Raw genomic sequence first — 19102 nt, forward strand, 5'->3', positions numbered from 1 at the left:
CGGTTGCCGGCGACTCAGATCAGGTTGAGTTCACGGGCCCGGCGTACGGCGTCCCGGCGCCGGGTGACGTCGAGCTTTCGGTAGACGTTCCGGACGTGCGTCTTGACGGTGTTGACCGAGAGCGAGAGTTCCGCGGCGATCTCGACATTGGACAGGATGCTCTGTAGATAGCGCAGCACGGTCAGTTCCCGCTCGGTGAGCGGCTCACCCGGGGGCACCGCCGGCCCCGTCGGCACCGTTCCGGCCGCCCCGTCGACGGCCCCGACCAACTCGTGCACCATCGCCCAGTACGCCGTACCGGAGTCGAGGTGGGCGGCGAGCAGGTCGCGTACCGGTGGATCGGCCCGGACGAAGACCTGCCGGAAGCCCTCCGGCTCGGCCAACCGCAACACCTGTTCGAGTACCCGGGCGGCCCGGCGGTGGTCCCCGCTCAGCCGGGCCGCGCTCGCGTCGAGCAGCCCGGCCACCAGCCGCAGCGACAGCGGTGGTGGTAGTGGCAGTGGTGGCAGTAGCGGTGGCGGTAGCGGCTCACCGGGGGCACCCGGCGGCGCACCGGGCGGTGTCTCCCAGGCGGGTAACGTGCGGAGCGCGGCCTGCGGGTCACCCGCCCGCAGATGCGCCCGGGCGAGCGCGACCGCCACCGGCTCGACCGGAGCCGCACCCCGTTCCACCGCCGGGGTCAGCAGCTCCCTGGCCAGTTCCACATCGCCGTGGTCGATCCGGAGTTCCGCCTCGGCGGCGAGCAGCCAGTGCGCCAACGGCTGCGTCTCGGCCCGGTCGCCGAGCCGACGGCGGATACCCGCCAGCACCTGATGCGCACCCGTCAGGTCGCCCCGGTCACGCAGCAGTCGCGCCTCGACCAAGCCGGTCAGTGCGTGCACCAGCGGGTCGTCGACGTACTCCGCACCCCGGATGCCGAGCGCCAGGTTGGCCGCCGCGTCGTCCGGCCGGTCCCGGTGCAGCGCGACGAGCGCCTGGGCGAGATAGGCGTGTACGCCGTCGGCCGGCCGGATCAGTCCGCGGAAGGGTGCCGAGCCGAGTGCCGCCCGGGCAGTTTCGTCGGCGCCGGTCAGCTCGCCCCGGACCGCCCGGGCCAGCGCCAGCCGCCCCAGGCACAACCGGCGGGCCCGGGACAGACCCGCCCGGCTCGCCTCGGCGAGCCCGTCGGCGATCTCCGGCTCGGCGGCGACGATGTCACCCGCCCCGAACCTGATCGTGCCCGACAGAATCCTGGCCACCGCTCCCGCCCGAAGGTCGAGACCGCCGAGGTCGGTCTCACCGCCGTCCACGGGATCGACGGCCAGCTGCCGGGCGGGTGGGTCAGCCAGCCCGGCCCCCAACGGTGCTGACCCGTCCGGTCCGGACCAGCCTGACCCGTCCGGCCCGGACCGGTCGACGTCCAGCAGGGTCAGCCGGGTGAGGTCGATCCGGTCGGCGTCCACGTACGTGTCGAGGTCGAAGCCCAGGAGCGTGCCGCCGTCGACGGTGGCTTCGATGCCGGCGCCGCCGCCCTGCCCGGCGCCGGCCCGGCCGGCGGTGTCGGGCCGGCTGCTCGGGTCACGCCGGCTGCTCGTCTCGAGCCGGCTGCTTGGGTCGCGCTGACTGCGTGAGTCGCGCCGGCCCTGCGCGCTGGGGCGGCTTTGCCGGTTGGTGTGGGCGCGGGTGTCGGGCGGGTCCGGGGCGAGCAGGTCGGTGAAACCGGCCAGTACCGCCGGTTCGTCGCCGCCGGACTGGGCTGCGGCGAGCCGCAGGGCTGCCGCGATCCGCCGGAACCGGTGGCGGCGTGCGGCGTCGAGCCGATCGGCGTGCTCGGCGGCCAGCGTCAGGTAATCGTCCGCGGCGGTCGACTCGCCGCCGTCCAGCCGGTCCGCGGCATAGGCCAGACCGATTTCGGGGGCGTTCCGGACCACCTCGACCGAGGGTGCCGGCGGCTCCGGCCGGGCCGGGGCGTACTGGCCGTAGGGGACGATATCCGGCCAGTGCCGCAGCAGCACGTTGATCGCGTACGGCCAGTCGCGTGCGGCGAGCGCGTGCCGGAGCGCCTCGGCCGGCAGGTCGTTCGCGGTGAACCAGGTGGCGGCCCGGCGGTGCAGCTCGGCCACCTGTTCGGCGGGCCGGCGGGCCAGTTCGGAACGGAGCAGTTCGCCGAGCATCGGATGGCACCGGTAGCCCGCAGGCCGGCCGCCGAGCGGGATCACGAACCCGCCGAGACGGTCCAGTTCGGAGAGTGTCCGGGCGGCGTCGGCCCGCCCGGTCAGCGCGCCCAGCAGCTCCGCCGAGAACCCCGCGACCAGCGACGCCCGGCAGAGAGACTCCCTGGCGTCGGCGGAGAGCCCGCTGAGCAGTTCCTCGGTCAGATAGTCGCCGACGTCCGGATACTCCCCGGTGAACTCGTCGACGAACCGGGCGGGGTCGGGATGCCCCGGCAGGGCGAGGGTGGCGAACCGCAGGCCGGCGGGCCAACCCTCGGTACGGCCGCACAGCCGCCGGGCCTGCTCGGGCGGCAGCGGCTCCCCGTACCCGGAGAAGAGTTCGGCCACCTCGTCGGGGCGGAACGCCAGGTCGGCGGCGCGGATCTCGGTCAACTCCCCGCTGAGCCGCCAGCGGTGCAGCGCGAGCCCGGGGTCGGTGCGACAGCCGATCACCAGACGCAGCCGACCCGCCGTGTGCCGGAGCAGGAACTCCAGCCCGCTGGAGACCTCGGGATCGTCCACCTGGTGCAGATCGTCCAGGATCAGCGTCGCCGGGCCGGTGCGTCGGGCCAACTGGTCGGCGAGGAACTCCAACCCGTACGCCGGGTCCGGTTCGTCCCCGGCATCCGGTTGCTGCCCGTCGACGGCCGGACGCAGCGCCGCGTACAGATATGACCAGAGCCGTGCCCCGCCGTCACCCGGCTCCAGCGAGAGCCAGCCGACCGGCCCCCGGTCCGGACTGTCCACGGCCCGGCCCACCGTCGCGTTGCGGGCCCGACACCAGGAACTGAGCAGTACCGTCTTGCCCCAGCCGGCGGAGGCGGAGACCAGGGTCAGCGGTCCGGCCGTACCCCGGTCGAGCAGTTCGAAGAGCCGTGGCCGGGGCAGCAGCACCGCCCCGGAGCGGGGCGTGGCGGCCAGCTTCGCGGTGAGCAGCGGCGGCGTCGCACTGCCCGGTTCGGCGATGGCCGGCGCCGCGGTGCCCGATCCAGCAGTGGCCGGAGTGTTGCCTCCGGCTGGTTCCTCGATCCGTTCCATCGATGCTGCCCACCCCCTCCGGCCCGCCCGCTACGACGGTCCGAGGCGGATACCCGGCCCGTCGCGGTTCACCCCTTGCGGACGACCCCGGTTCACCCGACGGCACCGGACGATGACGGCTGGTACGGATCGGTGATTCCTGGCCCGGACGCTGCTGCCGGGCCGCGATTGTCCGCGGCGGAGGAGGGCGATGGACGTACCCGACCGGCTGGCGGACACCGCCGGCCCGCACCCGCCGGCCCAGCCGCGGTGAAGGCGCTCTGTTGGCAGGGCCCCGACCGGCTGGCCGTGGAACGGGTCCCGGATCCCCGGATCGTCGACGCGCAGGACGCCATCGTGCGGGTACGGCAGAGTCTGACCTGCGGCTCCGACCTGCACCTCATCGCCGGACGGTTTCTGGAGACACAGCCGGGCGACGTACTCGGGCACGAGTTCGTCGGCGAGGTGGTCGAGATCGGTGCCGAGGTCCGCCGGCACGCCGTCGGGGACCGGGTGGTGGTCTGCTCGGTCGTCGCCTGCGGGCGCTGCTGGTACTGCCGGCACGGGCTCTTCTCCTGCTGCGACAACGGCAACCCCAACCCCGAGCTCGCCGAGCTGGCCTGGGCTGCGGTACCGGCCGGCTGCTTCGGCTACTCGCACGCGCTGGGCGGCTTCGCCGGCAGCCACGCCGAGTACGTCCGGGTGCCGTACGCCGACCACGGCGCCTTCCGGATACCGGACGAGGTGAGCGACGACCGGGCGGTCTTCGCCTCGGACTCCGCGCCGGCCGGCTGGCTCGGTGCCGAACTCGGCGACGTACGCCCGGGAGACGTGGTCGCGATCTGGGGCGCCGGTGCGGTGGGCCAGTTGGCGGCTCGGGCGGCGGTGCTGCGCGGCGCCGACCGGGTGATCTGTGTCGACCTGCTCGACGACCGGCTCGCGATGGCCGAACGGGAGGTCGGGGTGGAGACGGTGAACTGCCTCCGGGTCGACGCCGGTGCCGAACTGCGGGACCGGACCGGTGGCCGTGGTGCGGACGTCTGCGTGGAGGCGGTTGGGATGGCACCGCCGGCCCTCGGGTCACCCGTGCCCGGCCCGCTCGGCCCCACGGCGTCGCCCAGCTCGGCCGGCTCGCCCGGCTCGCCCGGCTCGGCCGGCTCGGCCGGATCTGCGGGGCGGGGTAAGCGGCGGGTGCGGTCCGGGGCGGATCCGCCCGGCTGCGTGGCCGACGCGGTGCACGCGTGCCGCAAGGGCGGCACCGTCGTCGTCCTCGGGATCTTCGCCGGCCACGTGGACGCGTTCCCGCTCGGCGCGGTGCTGCACAAGGGGCTGACCGTACGGGCCGCCCGGCAGCACGGCCAGCGCCACGTCCCGGAACTGCTCGCCCGGATGCGGCGCGACGAGCTGTGGCCGGAGTACCTGATCACGCACCGGCTGTCGCTGGACGACGCGCCACACGGCTACGCGCTGTTCCGGGACCGCGTCGAGGGTTGCGTCCGGGTCGCCTTCACCCCGGAGGCTTCCCCGCGGCCGGGTTGACCCTCGACCTGGTCGAGGGGGCACAATTCCTGCTCGTGGAGGGGTACGGACGGCTGCTCGGCATCGGTGAGATGGCTCGGGCGAGTGGCCTGAGCATCAGCGCGCTGCGCTTCTACGACGGTGCCGGCGTGCTGGCGCCCGCCTCGGTCGACCCCGGCACCGGTTACCGCCGGTACGCCGAGCGGCAGTTGCCGGCCGCACGGCTGCTGGCCGGGCTGCGCCGGATCGGGATGCCGCTGGCGGAGATCACCCGGGTGCTCGAACTGCGCGGCTCGGATCCGGCCGCCGTGTCGCGGCTGCTGGACGCGCACCTGCTCCGGCTGGAGGAGGGTCTCGCCGACGCCCGCCGGGAGGCGGCCCGGCTCCGGGTACTCTGCACCGCCGCCGAGCCGGCCGCCGAGCCGGAGATCCGGCTGACCGTACCCGGACCGAAGCTGGCGGCCGCGGTCGACGCTGTCCGGTTCGCGGTCGGGACCGACCCCGGGCTGCCGATGCTCGGCGGCATTCACTTCGAGATCGACCAGGGCATGCTCCGGCTGGTCGCCACCGATCGGTACCGGATGGCCGTCTCCGCGGTGCCGTCCGACACCGGCCCGGCGACCGGAAACTCCACCGCGACCGGGGACGCCACCGGACTCGGGGACGCCACCGCGCCCGGGAGTCGCCGGGTTACGGCTCCGGTCTCGTTCGTCGACGCGGCCCGGGCGCTGCTGACCGGCGGCTGGCCGGCGACCCTCACCCTCGGATCCGCCGCCGTCGCTCTACGGGTACGGGACCGGCACGTCACCGGCACGCCGTTGGAGCAGGACTTCCCGGACTACCGCCGGCTGCTGCGGACCGCGACCGCCGGCCCGGGCCGGCGCCGGGTGACCGTCGACGTGGCCGGGTTGCGCGAGCGGCTGACCGCCGGTGAGACCCGGACGGTGGTACGCCCCGACGACGGCACCCGCTGTGCGGTAAGTGTCCTCGCCGTCGACGCGGCGGACCGGCTCACCGTCTCCTCCGCCGACGCCGCGGCGCTGCCGGATGGTCCGGTGGTGCGGGTCGGAGTCGACCGCGAGTTCCTGCTCGACGCCCTGGACGCGGCCGGGCCGGGTCAACTGGTCCTCGAACTCGACGGGCCGATCCGCCCGCTGGCGCTACGCCGGCCCGACGACGACCGTGCCTTCTCCATCCTGATGCCGGTACGGATCTGAGCCGCCCACACCTCACGGTCAGGCTGGCACGCGATCGGGACACGCGGCACGACCCGTACGGCCGGGTGGAGAGAGTCGATAACCTACAGTAGTCAGATGGCTTTTGTCCGATTCAGCCCGATAGCCTCGGGGCGGGCACTTCGGCGGACCGGCGCCGCGCTTGCCGTACTCGGTGGGGTGCTGGTGGTGACGGTGGTGGCGGTCGACGGGCCGGCCGGGCCGCGGCGGACCGCCGACCGGCAGTCGACGGCGGAACGACCGCCGCCGGCAACGGCAGCCCCGGGCGACGTCGCCCCGGCAACGCCACCGCACGCCGAACCGACCCTGCCCGCCGCACCACCCCCGGCGGACCTGCCGGTGCTCGACTACCGTCCCGCGCCGCGCGGCTTCCCCGGGGACCCGGCCGCGATGTCGACGGTACGGCTCGGCGAGGGCCTGCGGCCGGTCCGCCGGCTCGCCGTGTACGACGCGGCCGGTGGCCGCCCGCGCGCCTTCCTCGCGCCCACGATCAGCGGTGTGCCGGTGACCCTGCCGATCGTGGCCCGGCGGGCAGGTTGGGCCGCCGTCCTGCTTCCGTCGGCGAACCGGAGCGTCGGCTGGGTGCCGCCGGGACCGTGGAGCACCGTGGCACTGCGCGACCTGCTGGTGGTGGTCCGGCAGGCACACCGGCTGCACTGGTACCGCGACGACCGGCTGGTCCGGTCCTGGCCGGTAAGCGTCGGGAGCCCGGCCACGCCGACCCCGCTGGGCCGGACCTTCGTCCTCGGCAGGTCTCTCCTACCCGGTCGGGTGTACGCGGGTGTCGAGGTCCTCGCGCTCGGCGCCGTACCCGACGACCCGGGCTCGGTACCATCGGCGCTGCGTGGCGCGCACATCGGACTGCACGCCTGGTACGACAGCCGGCAACTGGGCCGGAGCAACAGCAACGGCTGCATCCGGATCGGCCGGAAGGCCCAGGAGTTGCTGCTCGCCGAGTTGCTGCCCGGCACCGAACTCCTGGTACTCGACCGGTTCTCCGCACCGCAACAGCTCACCGACACCGGCCCGCCCCCGCAGGCCGTTCGTCGCTGACCGGATCCGGCTGCGGTGGCCGCTCCGCCCGTCGACCGCCCGGACCGGTTGCGGCTTCCCGCTACAGATCCCGGCAGGTCCCTACAGGTCGTCCCCACAGGTTCCGACAGGCCCCGGCTACAGGTCCCGGCGCATGCAGACCCGGGGCCACCGGTCCAGGCCGTGCGCCGCCTTGCGGGCCCGGATCGCGACCAGCCCCGGAGTCAGCTCCGCCTCGCCGAGGACGACGAAGCCGCACCGGGAGTAGTACGGGGCGTTCCAGGGCACGTGGGTGAAGGTGGTCAGGGTCAGCGCCGGTACACCGTTCGCCATCGCGTGCCTGGCCAGGTGCTCGATCAGGCTGCGTCCCACCCCATGGCGAGCGACCCGGGGATGCACCGAGACCTGCTCGACGTGCAGGTTGTCATCGACCGGCTCGGCGACCAGATAGCCGGCCGGCAGGTCGTCGGCGTCGACCGTGACCCAGGCCAGACCGGCGCGCTGGTGACGGGCCAGTTCCTCGACCGGTGGTGGTTCGTCGTCGGCGATCTCCGGCATCCCGATTTCCCGGAAGACCCGCCCGGCGGCCCGCTCCAGGTCCCTCAGCACCGGCAGGTCCGTCGGCCGGGCGGGTTGGATTCGCATCGCGTCATCCTTCCGGCCCGGCCGACGATCGACCAGCGATATTCCGGGCCGCGGTGGGCCGGGAGTGACCTGGCTGGCCGGCATCCGGCGCAGGCTGATCGCGACGGTGCCGAGCCAACCGGCGTACGACCAGAGCAGCACCCGCTCGACGATCCCGGCCACACTCGCGTAGCCGGCGACTGTGAACGACGGCCCGCCGGCCATCACGTCCCCACCGATCACCACGAAGCCCAGGAACGCCGCCACCACAGGTGCGGTCGAGACGGCCAGCGCCGGACGCGCCCGCCGCCACCGGGGATCCCGCCACCAGACCCGGAGCAGCAGGACCGCCGCCACCGGCAGCACGGCGAAGGCGACCAGGCCGGCCGTGCCGTGCACCAGCCCGGCCGGTGACGGCGGCCGGTCCCACCGGCCGTACGGGTCGGCCGGGAAGATTGCTCCGACTCCTACGGCGACGGTCCAGACCCCGAGCAGCCCGAGCCCGACCCGGCCACCCCGGGTCCGGCCGGCGGCCAGGTGAAGCAGTCCCGCCGAGGCGGCAGCCAGCACCAGCAGCCCGGCCGGAACAAGCCAACCGACCCTCGGGGCGTGGACGTAGTGGCTGACCATCCGCTCGACCGGACTCCAGCCCGCGGTGCCGAGATCGGCCACCGCGAAACCGACGAACGGCAGCGCCAACCCGACCGCCGTGGCATCGGCGGCACGGGTACGGCTTGCCGCCGATGCCGTACCGGTCCTGCCGCCGCGGGGCGGGCGGGGCAGACCTCCCACATCGGCGGTTCGGTGCGGACTGCTCCGGGGTTCGGTGCGGGACATCGGGTCCTCCTCGCTGGTCCTGCCCGCACGCTACGGACGGCCCGACCGGTGGCGCGTCGTCCCGGTGCGGACATCCGCTCCCACTCCCCGCGATTACACCTACGCCGATCGGAGTAGCCGCGACATCACGCGACAGCCGCGACATCACGAATGACGGCACCCTTATCGTCCGGAACGCCGACGGCTTCGACCTCGCCCTGCACGCAGTCGACGCCGTCGAGGAACCGGCTCCGTTCCTGCACTTCGGGTTCCGGCTGCCGGACGCCGACGACGTCCGCGCCCTGCTGCGCCGGTTGAGGGCCGACGACGTACCGATCGTCGAGGACTACGACGATCCTTCGTACGTCGCCTTCAAATGTCTCGACCCGGACGGACACCGGGTGGAGGCGTACTGGGAGCCATCGACGCCCGGATGACGGCAGTGCCTCAGGAGCCTTTACGCCAGCAGATCGAACTGTTCAATCAAGAGGTCACGATGCAGATGTACTGTCCGCCCGTCACGATGAAGTGTCAGCACTGGATAGCCCTCGACCTGGAGTAACCGTCGCAGGGCGGCAACAGCGCCGCTGATCCGGTGGGCGGGGATCCGCGCCCTCGCGGCAAGCGTCTCCAGGGTAGCCCGGTCTCCGTTCGCAAGCAGGGTCCTCAGCAGCCCGGCGACGCGCTCGTCCGACAGCGGAGGCCGGGTTCCACGGCGCTGGACATACCGCTCGCTCGCCAACAGGGCATCAACCACATCGCCCATTCCGGGTGTCGACCGGCCGCTCCTCAGTACTGCCGAGGCTGATGTCGACCGCTCGACCGGAGTCTCCTCCTCGATTCTGCCCGGTCCCGCTTGGCTCGGCATCGGTGTCACCGCTACGAGGTCGAACAAGCTCTCGGGCTGCCCGACCGACCGGCTGCCAGACCGGCGCCGACGTTCTGCCGCGTTCGCACGTCCGCCAAGCATGCCGGCACGCCTACCCTCTGGTTTCTCCTCCGGCACTGGCTCCCGCCACCACTCGGGACTTGCCACCGGCGCACCGGCCCAGCCTGGTACGGCGCGTTCGTCACCAGCGCTGAACACCAACGCAGGTACCACGACCTCGGCCGGTGCCGCGCCGCCGTGATAGCCAGCCTTGCGGGGGCCGTATCGCAACTCTTCCCGCCACGGCAACACCGCCCGGCCACCCGCCAGAACGACCCGGTCACCGGTGATCAGTACTTCACCGTCGCCGGGTGGTCGATCCGCAGTCCGCCAGCGGTTTCCGCCAGCGTCTCCAGGCCGGATCACCGCCTCGGGTCCACGGTCGACCACATGTCCGTGATCGGAGACCACCACGACGACCCGATCCTGATTGGCGGCCAGCAAATCTCGTACGGCCGGGATGGTGTCCTCTCCCCAGACCGTGGTGCCTGGCTCGCTGCGGTCGAGCGCGTCATCGATCGTGTTGACCACCGCGGCGACAACCGGTAGCTCCGGATCGGCCAGAGCAGCCAGCACGTCGGGTTCGAAAGCGGCACCGGCACCGGCCCGGAGAGCCTTCTTGTGCAGAAGCCGCCCGTCCGGAAAGCGTTGGGCGAAGCTCGCGAGTTCGGCCGGCCGACCACCACTGCGGACCCGGCCGGCGAGCAGACTGCATCGACTCGTCTCGGTGACCGTGGGCAGAACTGCGACGGATCCGATCCGGGGTCCACCGTTCGGGGTCAGCTCGACCCAGACGCCGCTGCGAGTTACCGATTCCGCGAGTTCAGTGGCGGCAGCGACGCCCATACCGTCCATCACCAGCAGCAAAACCCGCCGGCCGTGCTCGACGATCGGCACGACGATACGGTCGAGCAGGTCCTCGACGAAGAGCAGCGCGCCAGGCGCGGATCCGGCAACGGTCACCTCGGCGAGCATCGCGGCGAACTGCTGATCATGCCGGCTGCGGCGGACGTCCACGACGCGGTGCAGCGAGCGGTACCCTTCCGCAACCTCCGGGTCGGGGTCTCCGGCGAAGATGTCGAGCCGTGCCCGGTCGACCCAGCCGTCCTGCCAGACGTGCCGATCTACGGCGTCGAACAGTGTCGCCGGAGCGGCCTCCTCCGGGCTGGCAAGCCAGCGTAGTAGCCGGAGCGCCATCCGTGCTGTCTCCACCCGGATCGGGTCGGCTGCCCGGTGGGTCTCAACCAGCCCGAGGAGTTGCTGTGCCCGGGCCACCAGCTCCGGCAGGGCGGGGCCAGCGGCCGGCACCGCAAACCGGACGGCCGCGGCAAACGCCCGAAGCCGTTGGGTGAAACCGCTCGGCAGCACCGCTGACCCCCCGAGCAGTCCAACGATGTCCAGCTCGGCGGCGATAGCTTCGGCTCGGCGAAGCATCTGCCCCGCTTCCCTGCGCGCGGAGCCGCCAGAGTCAACCGCTCGGTAGACCCAGGCCTCCACAGCCCGGTGGAACGCCGCAGCCTGCGAGGACGTGATCCGGGTGCCGCCGAAGCGCGGCTCGAGTCGGGCCCGGGCGACTGCCACCGTCACGCTCGGCGGCTCGGTGCCGGCTTCGGGCCAGAGCACGCCAGCCAGCAGTCCGATCGGGATGGCGTCGACACCGTGACCGGCACGGACGGCGGACATCATGGGTATGGCGGCGGAGCCGGCCGTCTCTGTCAGATACCGCTCGACGCCGTCGATCACCTTTGCAGGGAGGGCACCGAACCGAAGTTGAGCCGGTGCGTTGGTGCTCCACTGCAACAGGCCCGGCGTGTCGAGTTCGTCCCGGGGTAGCTCGAGAAGTTCGGCGGCCAGACACCGCATAGCATGATCACGCGTGAGGATTGTGCCGGGCGGAGCCGGCCATCCTCCCGCCGGGGCGTGATCGCTCAAGGCATCGGCGACCCAGCGTCCGGTCCGCACCAGGCTGGGGTCGAGGTCGACGACGCCGAACATCTGCCGGACCAGGTCCCACGGCTTGACTTTGCGGACCGTCTGCATGCTGAGGTGGGCAAGCAGCCCGTCTCCCAGTTCGCGCTCGCCCAGCTCGGTGAGCAGTACGAGCCGCTCGTGCTCGGCCCTGTCGTGCAGGGCGGCCCGGGCGGCCAGCGGCGTCGCGCAGGGTACGACCCGGATCGGCACACCGTCGACCGTCAGCCGCGGGTCGACCGGCCATTCCGGGCGGGCCGCCAGGGCGATGGCCATGGCACCGTCACGCTCTGCCAGCCAAGCCTGGACCTTGCGCCGCACCGCATCCGGCCGAATCGCACTGTGTCGAACCTCGGCGTTGCTGTCCGTTTCCTGGCTTACCATTTTGGCCTGTCGTTCTCGCCAGGCCGACGGTCGAGTCCGGCCCGTGCCGTCATTCGACCTCCCAGACAACGGTGACCCGCCTGCCTCGCGCCACCTCGGCCTCGATCTCGGCGGCGACCTTCCGCCAGGCGGTCGAGGTCTCGACCGTACGCCGCTGTGCGGTACGGACCCTCCCCGGGTTGGTCGCGCCGCCCGGTTGGTCATCCGGGTTCATCCGGAAGGCTGGGATCCTGCCCCCGGGGTCCTCACCTCTTGGATCCTGCGGAACCTGGCCGCCCGGCGCGGGGTCAGGCGGCGCGGCGGGGTCCGTCGGCTTCGGCGGGGTGGTCGGAGGCGGTGGCGGGACGCGGCGTTCGGTGGCGAGCAGGGCCGTTGCGGCGTCCGCGGCGGTTCGCAGGGCGTCGCCGAGTTCGACGCCGTGCTGCTCGTGCCGGGCGACCGCGCGGAGTTGCTCGATGATGACCCGGGCCCGGCCGTCGGTTTCGGCTCGGGCGACCATCGCGGTCAGCAGCGGCCACTGGTGCGACCGGGCGAGGGCCCTGGCGACGTCGCCGGCTTCGGTGAGCGCCTTGCCGGCCGCCTTGTCGTCGATGTCGCCGACGTCCACCCTGGCTGCCAGTTCGACCAGGACCACGTCGTCGGATTCACCGCCGAGCTGCTCGGTGAGCTTCGCCAACCGTCGGGCGGTGGCCAACCGACCGTTGTCGGCCGAGATGTCGAGCCCTAGCACGTCTGCGTGTTCGGTCAACGCCCGAACCAGGCTGCTGGTCGCGTTCCGGTGCTGGCCTGCTGCGGTGCGCAACGTCCCGGCCAGCTCACCCAGATTAGCCGGGGTACGCCAGACCGGCAGCACTGCCCCGAACAGGGCGGAGCCGCGGCGGACCGCTTCGGCCCAGGCCTCCTCGCTCGGCATCGGCGGGTGGCGCAGTTCGTACTCGTCCCGCACTCCCGCCAGGGCACTGACATCGACCTTGTCTCCGTGCAGGTACCAGGCGAGCTGCTGTTCCAGCGCGAAGACCGCGATGATCAGATTCTGCAGTTCACGGTCGAAGCCGAACCGGGCCGGTTCTTCGATGAGCTGGCGCAGCATGTGCACCGGAAAGTGCTCGGTGTAGCCCTCGTTCGCCGCTGCCTGTAAGAGGTGCTGGCTCCACCGACAGGTACTGGTGGTCAGTACGTAACGATGGTCGACCAGCTCGCCGAGGCGGAGGTTGTTGCAGACTCGGCGGATCGTACGCTGGTCGCCGGCTGGCACGGTCACGCCACGGGTCGGGTCGGCGACGGCCTTACGCGCGTACTCGAGGATCCTGTGCAGCTCGCTGCGGGTGACCGGCTTCTCATCCTCGGGCATCGCCGGTCGGCCGGGGTACGCCCAGGCGAGCATTTCGCCGGTGAGGTTGTCGAACGCTTCCCGGAGCGTTCCGCCGCGCGGGTCGCCGAGGTGCAGTCCCTCGGCGAGGGTGTGCAGCACTCCGACACTGTCGTCCTGCACCTCCGCTGGCTGCGGCCGGACGATCCCGTACGCCTGTTTGAGCGCGTTGAGCAGGGTGCCACGCAGTTGGGACTGGCGCTGCTGGAGATAGATCCGGCCCTGCTGCCGATCGGCAGCCGTCCAGTCGACGGCGAGAGCGTTGAGCCGATCACCGGTGCCACTCCTGCCGAGCAGGTAGTTGATTTTCGCGAGCTGGGCGACCCGGCCCATCATTTCGTCGGTGAAATAGAGCGGCAGCCAGAATACGGTGTGTGACCCCTGTTCGAGCTGTTCGATCCGGGCCCGGTCGGCATTACGAGGCACATCCTCCGGGTCGAATGGATAGTCGATGACGACTCGCCAGCCCTCGCCGGTGGCCAGCAGTGCCGCGACCGGCATCGTGTCGGGGTCACGGACGTTGCCGAACTTGACCTGGACGATGTGTCGCCGCCCTCGCCAGTCCCGGGGATGCCCCAACTCCCCCAACTGCCCCTCGGTGCCGGTCAACCCCATCTCGGTGGTGACCAGATCCCGGACGATCTGCTGGCGCACTCCGGTGGTGGTGGTTTCACGATCCGGCACCAGGTCAAGCAGTTTGTCGTAGTCGACGGCGTGCAGCTTGAGGGTGATCACTGGGTCAGGACCGTCAGTGAGGTGCAGCTCTCCGGCATCGTTGGCGATCTTGTTGAGCCGGTTCAGCACGACCTGGTTTTCGTAGCCTGGGATGGGTGAGGCGATGCTGCCGAAGTTGAGCGCATGCAGCTTGGCGGCGGTGAGATTGTGCAGCGCCGGCACCTCGGGCACAAGTGCGCCGAGCAGCACGGTCTTGATCAGCTTGTCGTCGAGCTGGAACTGGGTGTGCCCGGCCGCCTGCTCATCGGTGATGCCGTTCAGGGTGAGCAGGATCGGCCGAAGCTTGCTCAGATAGAGCGTGCGGGCGGTGGAGAAGAGCTGCCGGAGCTTGGGCCGGTCGGGCAGTTCGCCGCGCAGCACCAGTGGCTCGAAGAGGGCCGCGACCCCGATCAGGTCGTTGACCCGCAGGGTGTCCCGGCGTTCCACCAGCAGCTCGGTCATCACCTTCAGTGCCGTCCGCTCCCGCTGCAACGCCTGAGAAAGGGCGACCAGGGTCGCCACCAGAGCCGGCGAGAACGGATAGAGCCGGCGGAAGGCGGCGGCGTCCGAGCCGATGCCGGCGTCGCCGTACTGGGCGCCGAGCAGCAGAGTGTCCCACACTTCGCGGTTGCCGCGTACGGCGCCGAAAGCATTGTCGATGGTGGCCCGAGCAGCCTCGTCGACCGGTCGGAGCAACCGCCGTTCGGTGATCTCCGGCAGGTTGGTGTCGGCGAGCACGATCTCGCCGAACCGGCCCTGCACGCTGCGCATGACGTGCGCCAGCGCCTCCCGCTCGGTGCCACCGACCTGCGGGCCGAGGAACTCCTCCAGGTTGCGCTGCCGGGCGACGAAGGAGACCAGTGGCATCGGCCGGGCTGCGTCCGCCGACTCGACGAGCTTGTTGAGCTTGGCACCCTCGGTGTTGACGAAGGTGTGGTCGCTGATGTGGGTGGAGAGCCAGAGGATCAGCTCGTCCAGGAAGAGCACCATCGCGTCGTAGCCGAGCGAGACGGCGTGCCGGGTGATCACCGCAAGGCCGGTGTCCAGGTCGAGGTATTCCCCGCTGCGCACCGCACCGGTGAAGAACGCGCTGGTCAGCGCACTGACCAGGGCGTCCCGTCCGGCGGTGCCGGGCGGCGCCGCGGCGGCGTCCGCGTAGGTCTGCGGGGTCCAGCCGGCCGCGCGGGCGACGTGCGCGGCCAGCCCACCGCCGGCCTGCGTCGGACTGCCGCCGCCGTCGCGGAGCGCGGCGAAGAAGGCGTCGTCGCCCATCCGCTCCCGCAGCCGGGCGGCGTCGTCGAGCATCGCGTCGGACCGGTGCACGGGCGGCACGGGCGCATCGGGGTGCAGTGCCGTGATCTGGCTGAGGTAGCCCTCCAGGACCGCCTGCTCGACGGATCGGGCATCGAGCATGTGGAAGGTGAGGGTCAGGATGCGCTTGCCGCGCAGCCACCCGTCGGCAGCGAGCACCGGATCGGCCAGGCCGCGTACCTCCCGGGCCGCCGGGTTGTGCTGGAGCACTTCCCGCAACACGGCCATGAAGTGTGACTTTCCGGAGCCGAACGACCCGTGCAGGAAGAGCGCCTGAGAGCGGCCCGTGGTGACCGCGTGACCGATCCGGCGCAGTGCTTCCGCGAAGTTCTCCCGGAGTTGGTCGGTGACGACGTACCGGCGCAGGTCGGCGCCCTCGGCGGCGCGGACCACGAAGTCGCCGTCCCCGACCGAGGTCGGGATGTCGATCACGTCCCGTAGCAGGGTCATCACCGCTCCTTCGTCTGCGCCGCGTAGTGGCCGGGTCGCCGCCAGCCCGACGATCCTATTGGGTCAGAACGCTAGGGCTATCGAGCGCCCAGCCGATCCGCCCGGCCGAAGTAGCCGGTTCGGCTGGCGAGACCGTCGAGGTGGCTTCCATCGTGAGAGCGCGCATTCCATCGGCGGCCAATTGCCCGGTAGGGTCGGCGGCCAGTGGGACTGCGGAGGCTGCGCATGCCTGACGACCGGTCGAGCTATACGGCGAATGACCGCTCCAGCCAGTACATCGCTGCGCCCGGTGGCGCGATAAACGTCTATCAGGTGATTCCTGCGGCCAGCGGCCAGAGTTGGCCGGTTCCGCGTCAGCTTCCCGCACCGCCGCCGCAGTTCGTGAATCGCGAGACAGAACTGGAGGCCCTCCGTCAGATATCGGACAACAACTCCGCTGCCACTCCGCCCACCTCAGTGATCGTGCTGTCCGGCCCGCCCGGAGTCGGTAAGACCGGCCTCGCTCTGCACTGGGCCAACATGATCAGTTCCGACTATCCGGACGGCCAGTTCTATCGGCAACTCCGCGGTTTCGGGCCCAGCCCAGGTGATGTGCCGGACGCGCCGGACGACGTACTGGCGGACTGGCTCTACGACGGCTGGGGGCTCAAGAGCGCTGAGATCCCGATCTCGCTGCCTGGTCGGTCCGACCTGTTCCGCACCAGGACAGCCGGCCAGCGCGTTCTGATGCTCCTGGATGACGCCGCCAGCGCGGATCAGGTGCGCCCGCTGCTGCCGTCCGCCGGCTCGGCGTTGGTGATCGTGACGAGTCGCCACCAGTTGTACGGTCTGATCAGCGAGGGCGCCAGGCCGATACGGGTGACTGAACTGTCCCGCGCTGTTTCCGTCGAGCTCCTCCGCGTTCGAGTTGGGTCCCGGGTAGATGCCGATCTCTCCGCAGCCGAACAGCTTGCCGGATACTGCGCCTACCTGCCGCTGACGCTGCATAACACCGCCGCGCGTCTGGTCAACGAGCCGCGCGCCTCCGTTGCCGGCCAGGTCCGACGGCTGAAGGACGAACGCCGTCGCCTGCACCGGCTCGGTCACCCCGACGACCAGAGAACCGATATCGAGGCTGTGATCTCCGATTCCTACCGCTCTCTGCCGGCCGAGGCCCAGCGAATGTTCCGGCTGCTGGGTCTCCATCCGATCGTTGGTGGATCTGCCGGGCTGTATTCGATCGCCCGGCTCGCCGGCCTGGACCTCGCCAGCACCGAGGATCTGCTCGACCTGCTCGAAGGACGAAGCCTGATCGGCAGAGTCGGCGACCGGTTCGGCGGTCTGCACGACCTGCACCGCCTGTACGCGCGCGAGCTCAGCAACCGGCCGGAGCACGCGGCCGAGCGACGTACGGCGCTGGAACAGCTCGCTCACGCCTACTACGGCTGCGTCAACCACGCCTTCGACCGGGTGAACCACGGCAATCCGATGGTCGACGCCGAGTTCCTGGCCGACTGGCGACGTGAGGATCCTGAAGGCGTCGAGGCCGTCGACGACAGCCCGAAACCTGCCGTCTGGTTCGCAGCCGAGCGGGCCAACCTGCTCGCGCTGGTCCGGATGGCGGGTGCCGCCGAGCCACCGTTGACCCTCACGCCGCGCCTGGTCTCCGGCCTCTTCTACTTCCTGGAGACCGGTGGGCACCTGACCGACTGGGCCGAGGTGGAGGCAATCGCCGAGCGGGTCGCGACCGACTCTGGCAGCCGCCATGACCAGGCACGATCGCTCCGCAACCGCGCCCGTATCATCCTGGTGAAGCTCCTGCACGAGCGCCACCGAGTTGGCGACGCGGCGGAGGGCGATGCCCCGGACGCCGACACCGACCGGTACTCCGAGGCGGTAACGATGTTGGAGCAGAGCCGAGGCCTCTACCGCGCCGAATACACCGCCCACGGTCACCGGCGGGATCGGGCGGGCGAAGCCACCACGTTGCGGGAACTGGCCGACCTCCACCGGCTCGTTGCCGAGACCGGACGGCCGGACACGGTCAGCAAGGCCATCGAGGCGTACCGGACTACTGAGGTCGTCTATGCGGACCTCGGTAACGACAACGGTCTCGCCTCCCTACGGTTGGCACTCGGAATGGCCTACGCCCTCAGCGGTGAGCCGGGCGATCTGGACCGGGCGGAGGACTACACCCGGGCCAGTCTCGACTACAGCCGACAGGTCAACGAGCATGGCAATCCACGGCATCCTCGATTGCAGGGATACGCGCTACGACATCTCGGCGACCTGTGCCGTCGGCGCGGCGACCAGGTCCAGGCGATTTCCTACTACGAACAGTCGATCGCCACGTTCGACGAGGCGAACGACACCATCAGTCAGGGTCGTGCCCTGCACCAGCTCGGTCAGATCAGGTGGGAACAGGGCCACGCCATGGTCGGGCGGGCAGACGAGGCCGGAGGCCGGACAGCCCTCGACCGGGCGGACGAGTCATTGCGCCAGGCCGCGGAACTTCTCGCCCGCCTGCCGGAGGAGGTCGTGACGGTCAACGAGTGGCTGCGACGGGTTGCCGAGCTGCGGCTTGGCACGGGCGTCGGCTCCGCCGATCACCCATTCGCTGATCGCCTGCCCGGTGGTCAGCCGGAGGACCAGGCGAGGAACTGAGCGGCGAGCGGAGGCGCCGCGACCACGGTGCTGGCGAAGGTGGGTTCGTCGACGGTGAGGTCCAGGTTTACAAGATCACGCTGCACGCCGTGCCGGTCGCAGACGCGGAGGTTGGCGCTCTGCGCCAGGCACATTCCCGCCGCGCCGTCCCACACCTTCTGCGCCTCCCGATAGAAGAGCGCGAACGGCGGTAGCTCACCGCCGGTCTCCTCGGAGAGGTCGACACAGGTCCGGACCATGTCGAGAGTCTGCGAGGTGGTGCGGGTCTTGAGTTCGAAACCGGCGTCGGCCATCAACCGTTCCCAGGGCCGGGCGGCGACCGACGAACTCCGGGTCACCGACACCCGGCGCGGAGCGGCGGCAGCGCTGTGCCGTGCCGGGCGACCATTGACCTGCATCGGTGCACCGATCCCGTCGACCCGAACGGACAGTCCGATCCCGCCGGTGCCGATCTCCGGGGCCACCACCAGGGCCCCGACCGGGCGACGGTCCGCCAGCAGGCACACCACGCTGCAGTACTCACGCCGACCAGGGCGGACGAACTCGGCGGTGCCGTCGATGGGGTCCACGATCCATATCCGCCCCGAGCTGGCCGGCTCCCGCAGGTGTTCCCCGGTCTCTTCGGCGACGATGCTCGCGCCGGGGTCGTACGCCTTAATTCGGGCCACGATGTGCTCCTGCACCGCGATGTCCGCCTCGGAGAGAAGGGTCTCGTCAGCCTTCTCCGACACGTCCAACGTGTCGAGGCGTGCCCGGAACCCGAGCAGCAGCGGCGGCAGTGATGCTTCCAACTCGTCCCAGAGCGCCCGGGCGTCCATCCGGCGATCCTACGGTCTCCGCCTGTCTGGTCCGCCCGCGACGCGTCATCGCCACCGCCCACCTCGAATCGACACCCGGCGAC

The 19102-nt window shown here is 71.3% G+C and carries 10 protein-coding genes; 4 read left to right on the forward strand and 6 right to left on the reverse strand.

The genetic code is table 11. From position 1 onward, the window contains the following. Nucleotides 1-14: 14 nt before the first annotated feature. Complete coding sequence (locus O7626_RS24570; protein ID WP_278063464.1) at nt 15-3230, reverse strand: LuxR C-terminal-related transcriptional regulator; 3216 nt, start codon at nt 3228-3230, stop codon at nt 15-17. Between the two features lie 249 nt (nt 3231-3479). On the opposite strand from O7626_RS24570, the gene O7626_RS24575 reads away from it, so the two are divergent. The 3 genes from O7626_RS24575 (at nt 3480) to O7626_RS24585 (ending at nt 7015) form a co-directional block, all read left to right on the forward strand. Further along, entirely contained in the window at nt 3480-4748 is a 1269-nt protein-coding gene (locus tag O7626_RS24575; RefSeq protein ID WP_278063465.1) for an alcohol dehydrogenase catalytic domain-containing protein, read from the forward strand. Nucleotides 4749-4801: 53 nt separating this feature from the next. Next, nucleotides 4802-5944: a MerR family transcriptional regulator gene (locus O7626_RS24580; protein WP_278066297.1), complete on the forward strand. Its 1143-nt coding sequence runs from the start codon at nt 4802-4804 to the stop codon at nt 5942-5944. A 96-nt stretch (nt 5945-6040) separates the two neighbouring features. After that, nucleotides 6041-7015, forward strand: coding sequence for a L,D-transpeptidase (locus O7626_RS24585; RefSeq protein ID WP_278063466.1), 975 nt, complete (start codon nt 6041-6043; stop codon nt 7013-7015). Nucleotides 7016-7132: 117 nt separating this feature from the next. On the opposite strand, the gene O7626_RS24590 is transcribed toward O7626_RS24585, so the two are convergent. The 4 genes from O7626_RS24590 to O7626_RS24605 all read right to left on the reverse strand — a co-directional run bounded on the left by O7626_RS24590 (nt 7133) and on the right by O7626_RS24605 (nt 15558). Beyond that, on the reverse strand, nt 7133-8455 hold the full coding sequence (locus O7626_RS24590) for a GNAT family N-acetyltransferase (protein ID WP_278063467.1): 1323 nt from the start codon (nt 8453-8455) through the stop codon (nt 7133-7135). Between the two features lie 125 nt (nt 8456-8580). Then, the gene (locus O7626_RS24595; RefSeq protein ID WP_278063468.1) at nt 8581-8832 is read right to left on the reverse strand and encodes a hypothetical protein; all 252 of its coding nucleotides are present in this window, start codon (nt 8830-8832) and stop codon (nt 8581-8583) included. A gap of 59 nt (nt 8833-8891) precedes the next feature. Further along, nucleotides 8892-11714 carry a BREX-2 system phosphatase PglZ gene (pglZ, locus tag O7626_RS24600; protein WP_278063469.1) on the reverse strand — a complete coding sequence of 941 codons (2823 nt, stop codon included), beginning with the start codon at nt 11712-11714 and terminating at the stop codon, nt 8892-8894. Between the two features lie 49 nt (nt 11715-11763). Then, nucleotides 11764-15558, reverse strand: coding sequence for a phage resistance protein (locus O7626_RS24605; protein WP_278063470.1), 3795 nt, complete (start codon nt 15556-15558; stop codon nt 11764-11766). 225 nt (nt 15559-15783) lie between these two features. On the opposite strand from O7626_RS24605, the gene O7626_RS24610 reads away from it, so the two are divergent. Then, nucleotides 15784-18201: a hypothetical protein gene (locus tag O7626_RS24610; protein ID WP_278063471.1), complete on the forward strand. Its 2418-nt coding sequence runs from the start codon at nt 15784-15786 to the stop codon at nt 18199-18201. On the opposite strand, the gene O7626_RS24615 is transcribed toward O7626_RS24610, so the two are convergent. Beyond that, nucleotides 18174-19019: an inositol monophosphatase family protein gene (locus O7626_RS24615; RefSeq protein WP_278063472.1), complete on the reverse strand. Its 846-nt coding sequence runs from the start codon at nt 19017-19019 to the stop codon at nt 18174-18176. The two genes, O7626_RS24610 and O7626_RS24615, sit on opposite strands and share 28 nt — an antisense overlap. Between the last annotated feature and the right edge of the window lie 83 nt (nt 19020-19102).

Origin of the sequence: Micromonospora sp. WMMD1102 (genome assembly GCF_029626265.1) — a bacterium.
Classification (GTDB): Bacteria; Actinomycetota; Actinomycetes; order Mycobacteriales; family Micromonosporaceae; genus Plantactinospora.

Excerpts from the sequence above, each read along its gene's own strand:
- O7626_RS24585 (WP_278063466.1), top strand. The coding sequence starts at position 6,041 with ATGGCTTTTGTCCGATTCAGCCCGATAGCCTCGGGGCGGGCACTTCGG.
- pglZ (WP_278063469.1), bottom strand. The coding sequence starts at position 11,714 with ATGGTAAGCCAGGAAACGGACAGCAACGCCGAGGTTCGACACAGTGCG.
- O7626_RS24590 (WP_278063467.1), bottom strand. The coding sequence starts at position 8,455 with ATGTCCCGCACCGAACCCCGGAGCAGTCCGCACCGAACCGCCGATGTG.
- O7626_RS24615 (WP_278063472.1), bottom strand. The coding sequence starts at position 19,019 with ATGGACGCCCGGGCGCTCTGGGACGAGTTGGAAGCATCACTGCCGCCG.
- O7626_RS24570 (WP_278063464.1), bottom strand. The coding sequence starts at position 3,230 with ATGGAACGGATCGAGGAACCAGCCGGAGGCAACACTCCGGCCACTGCT.
- O7626_RS24605 (WP_278063470.1), bottom strand. The coding sequence starts at position 15,558 with ATGACCCTGCTACGGGACGTGATCGACATCCCGACCTCGGTCGGGGAC.
- O7626_RS24610 (WP_278063471.1), top strand. The coding sequence starts at position 15,784 with ATGCCTGACGACCGGTCGAGCTATACGGCGAATGACCGCTCCAGCCAG.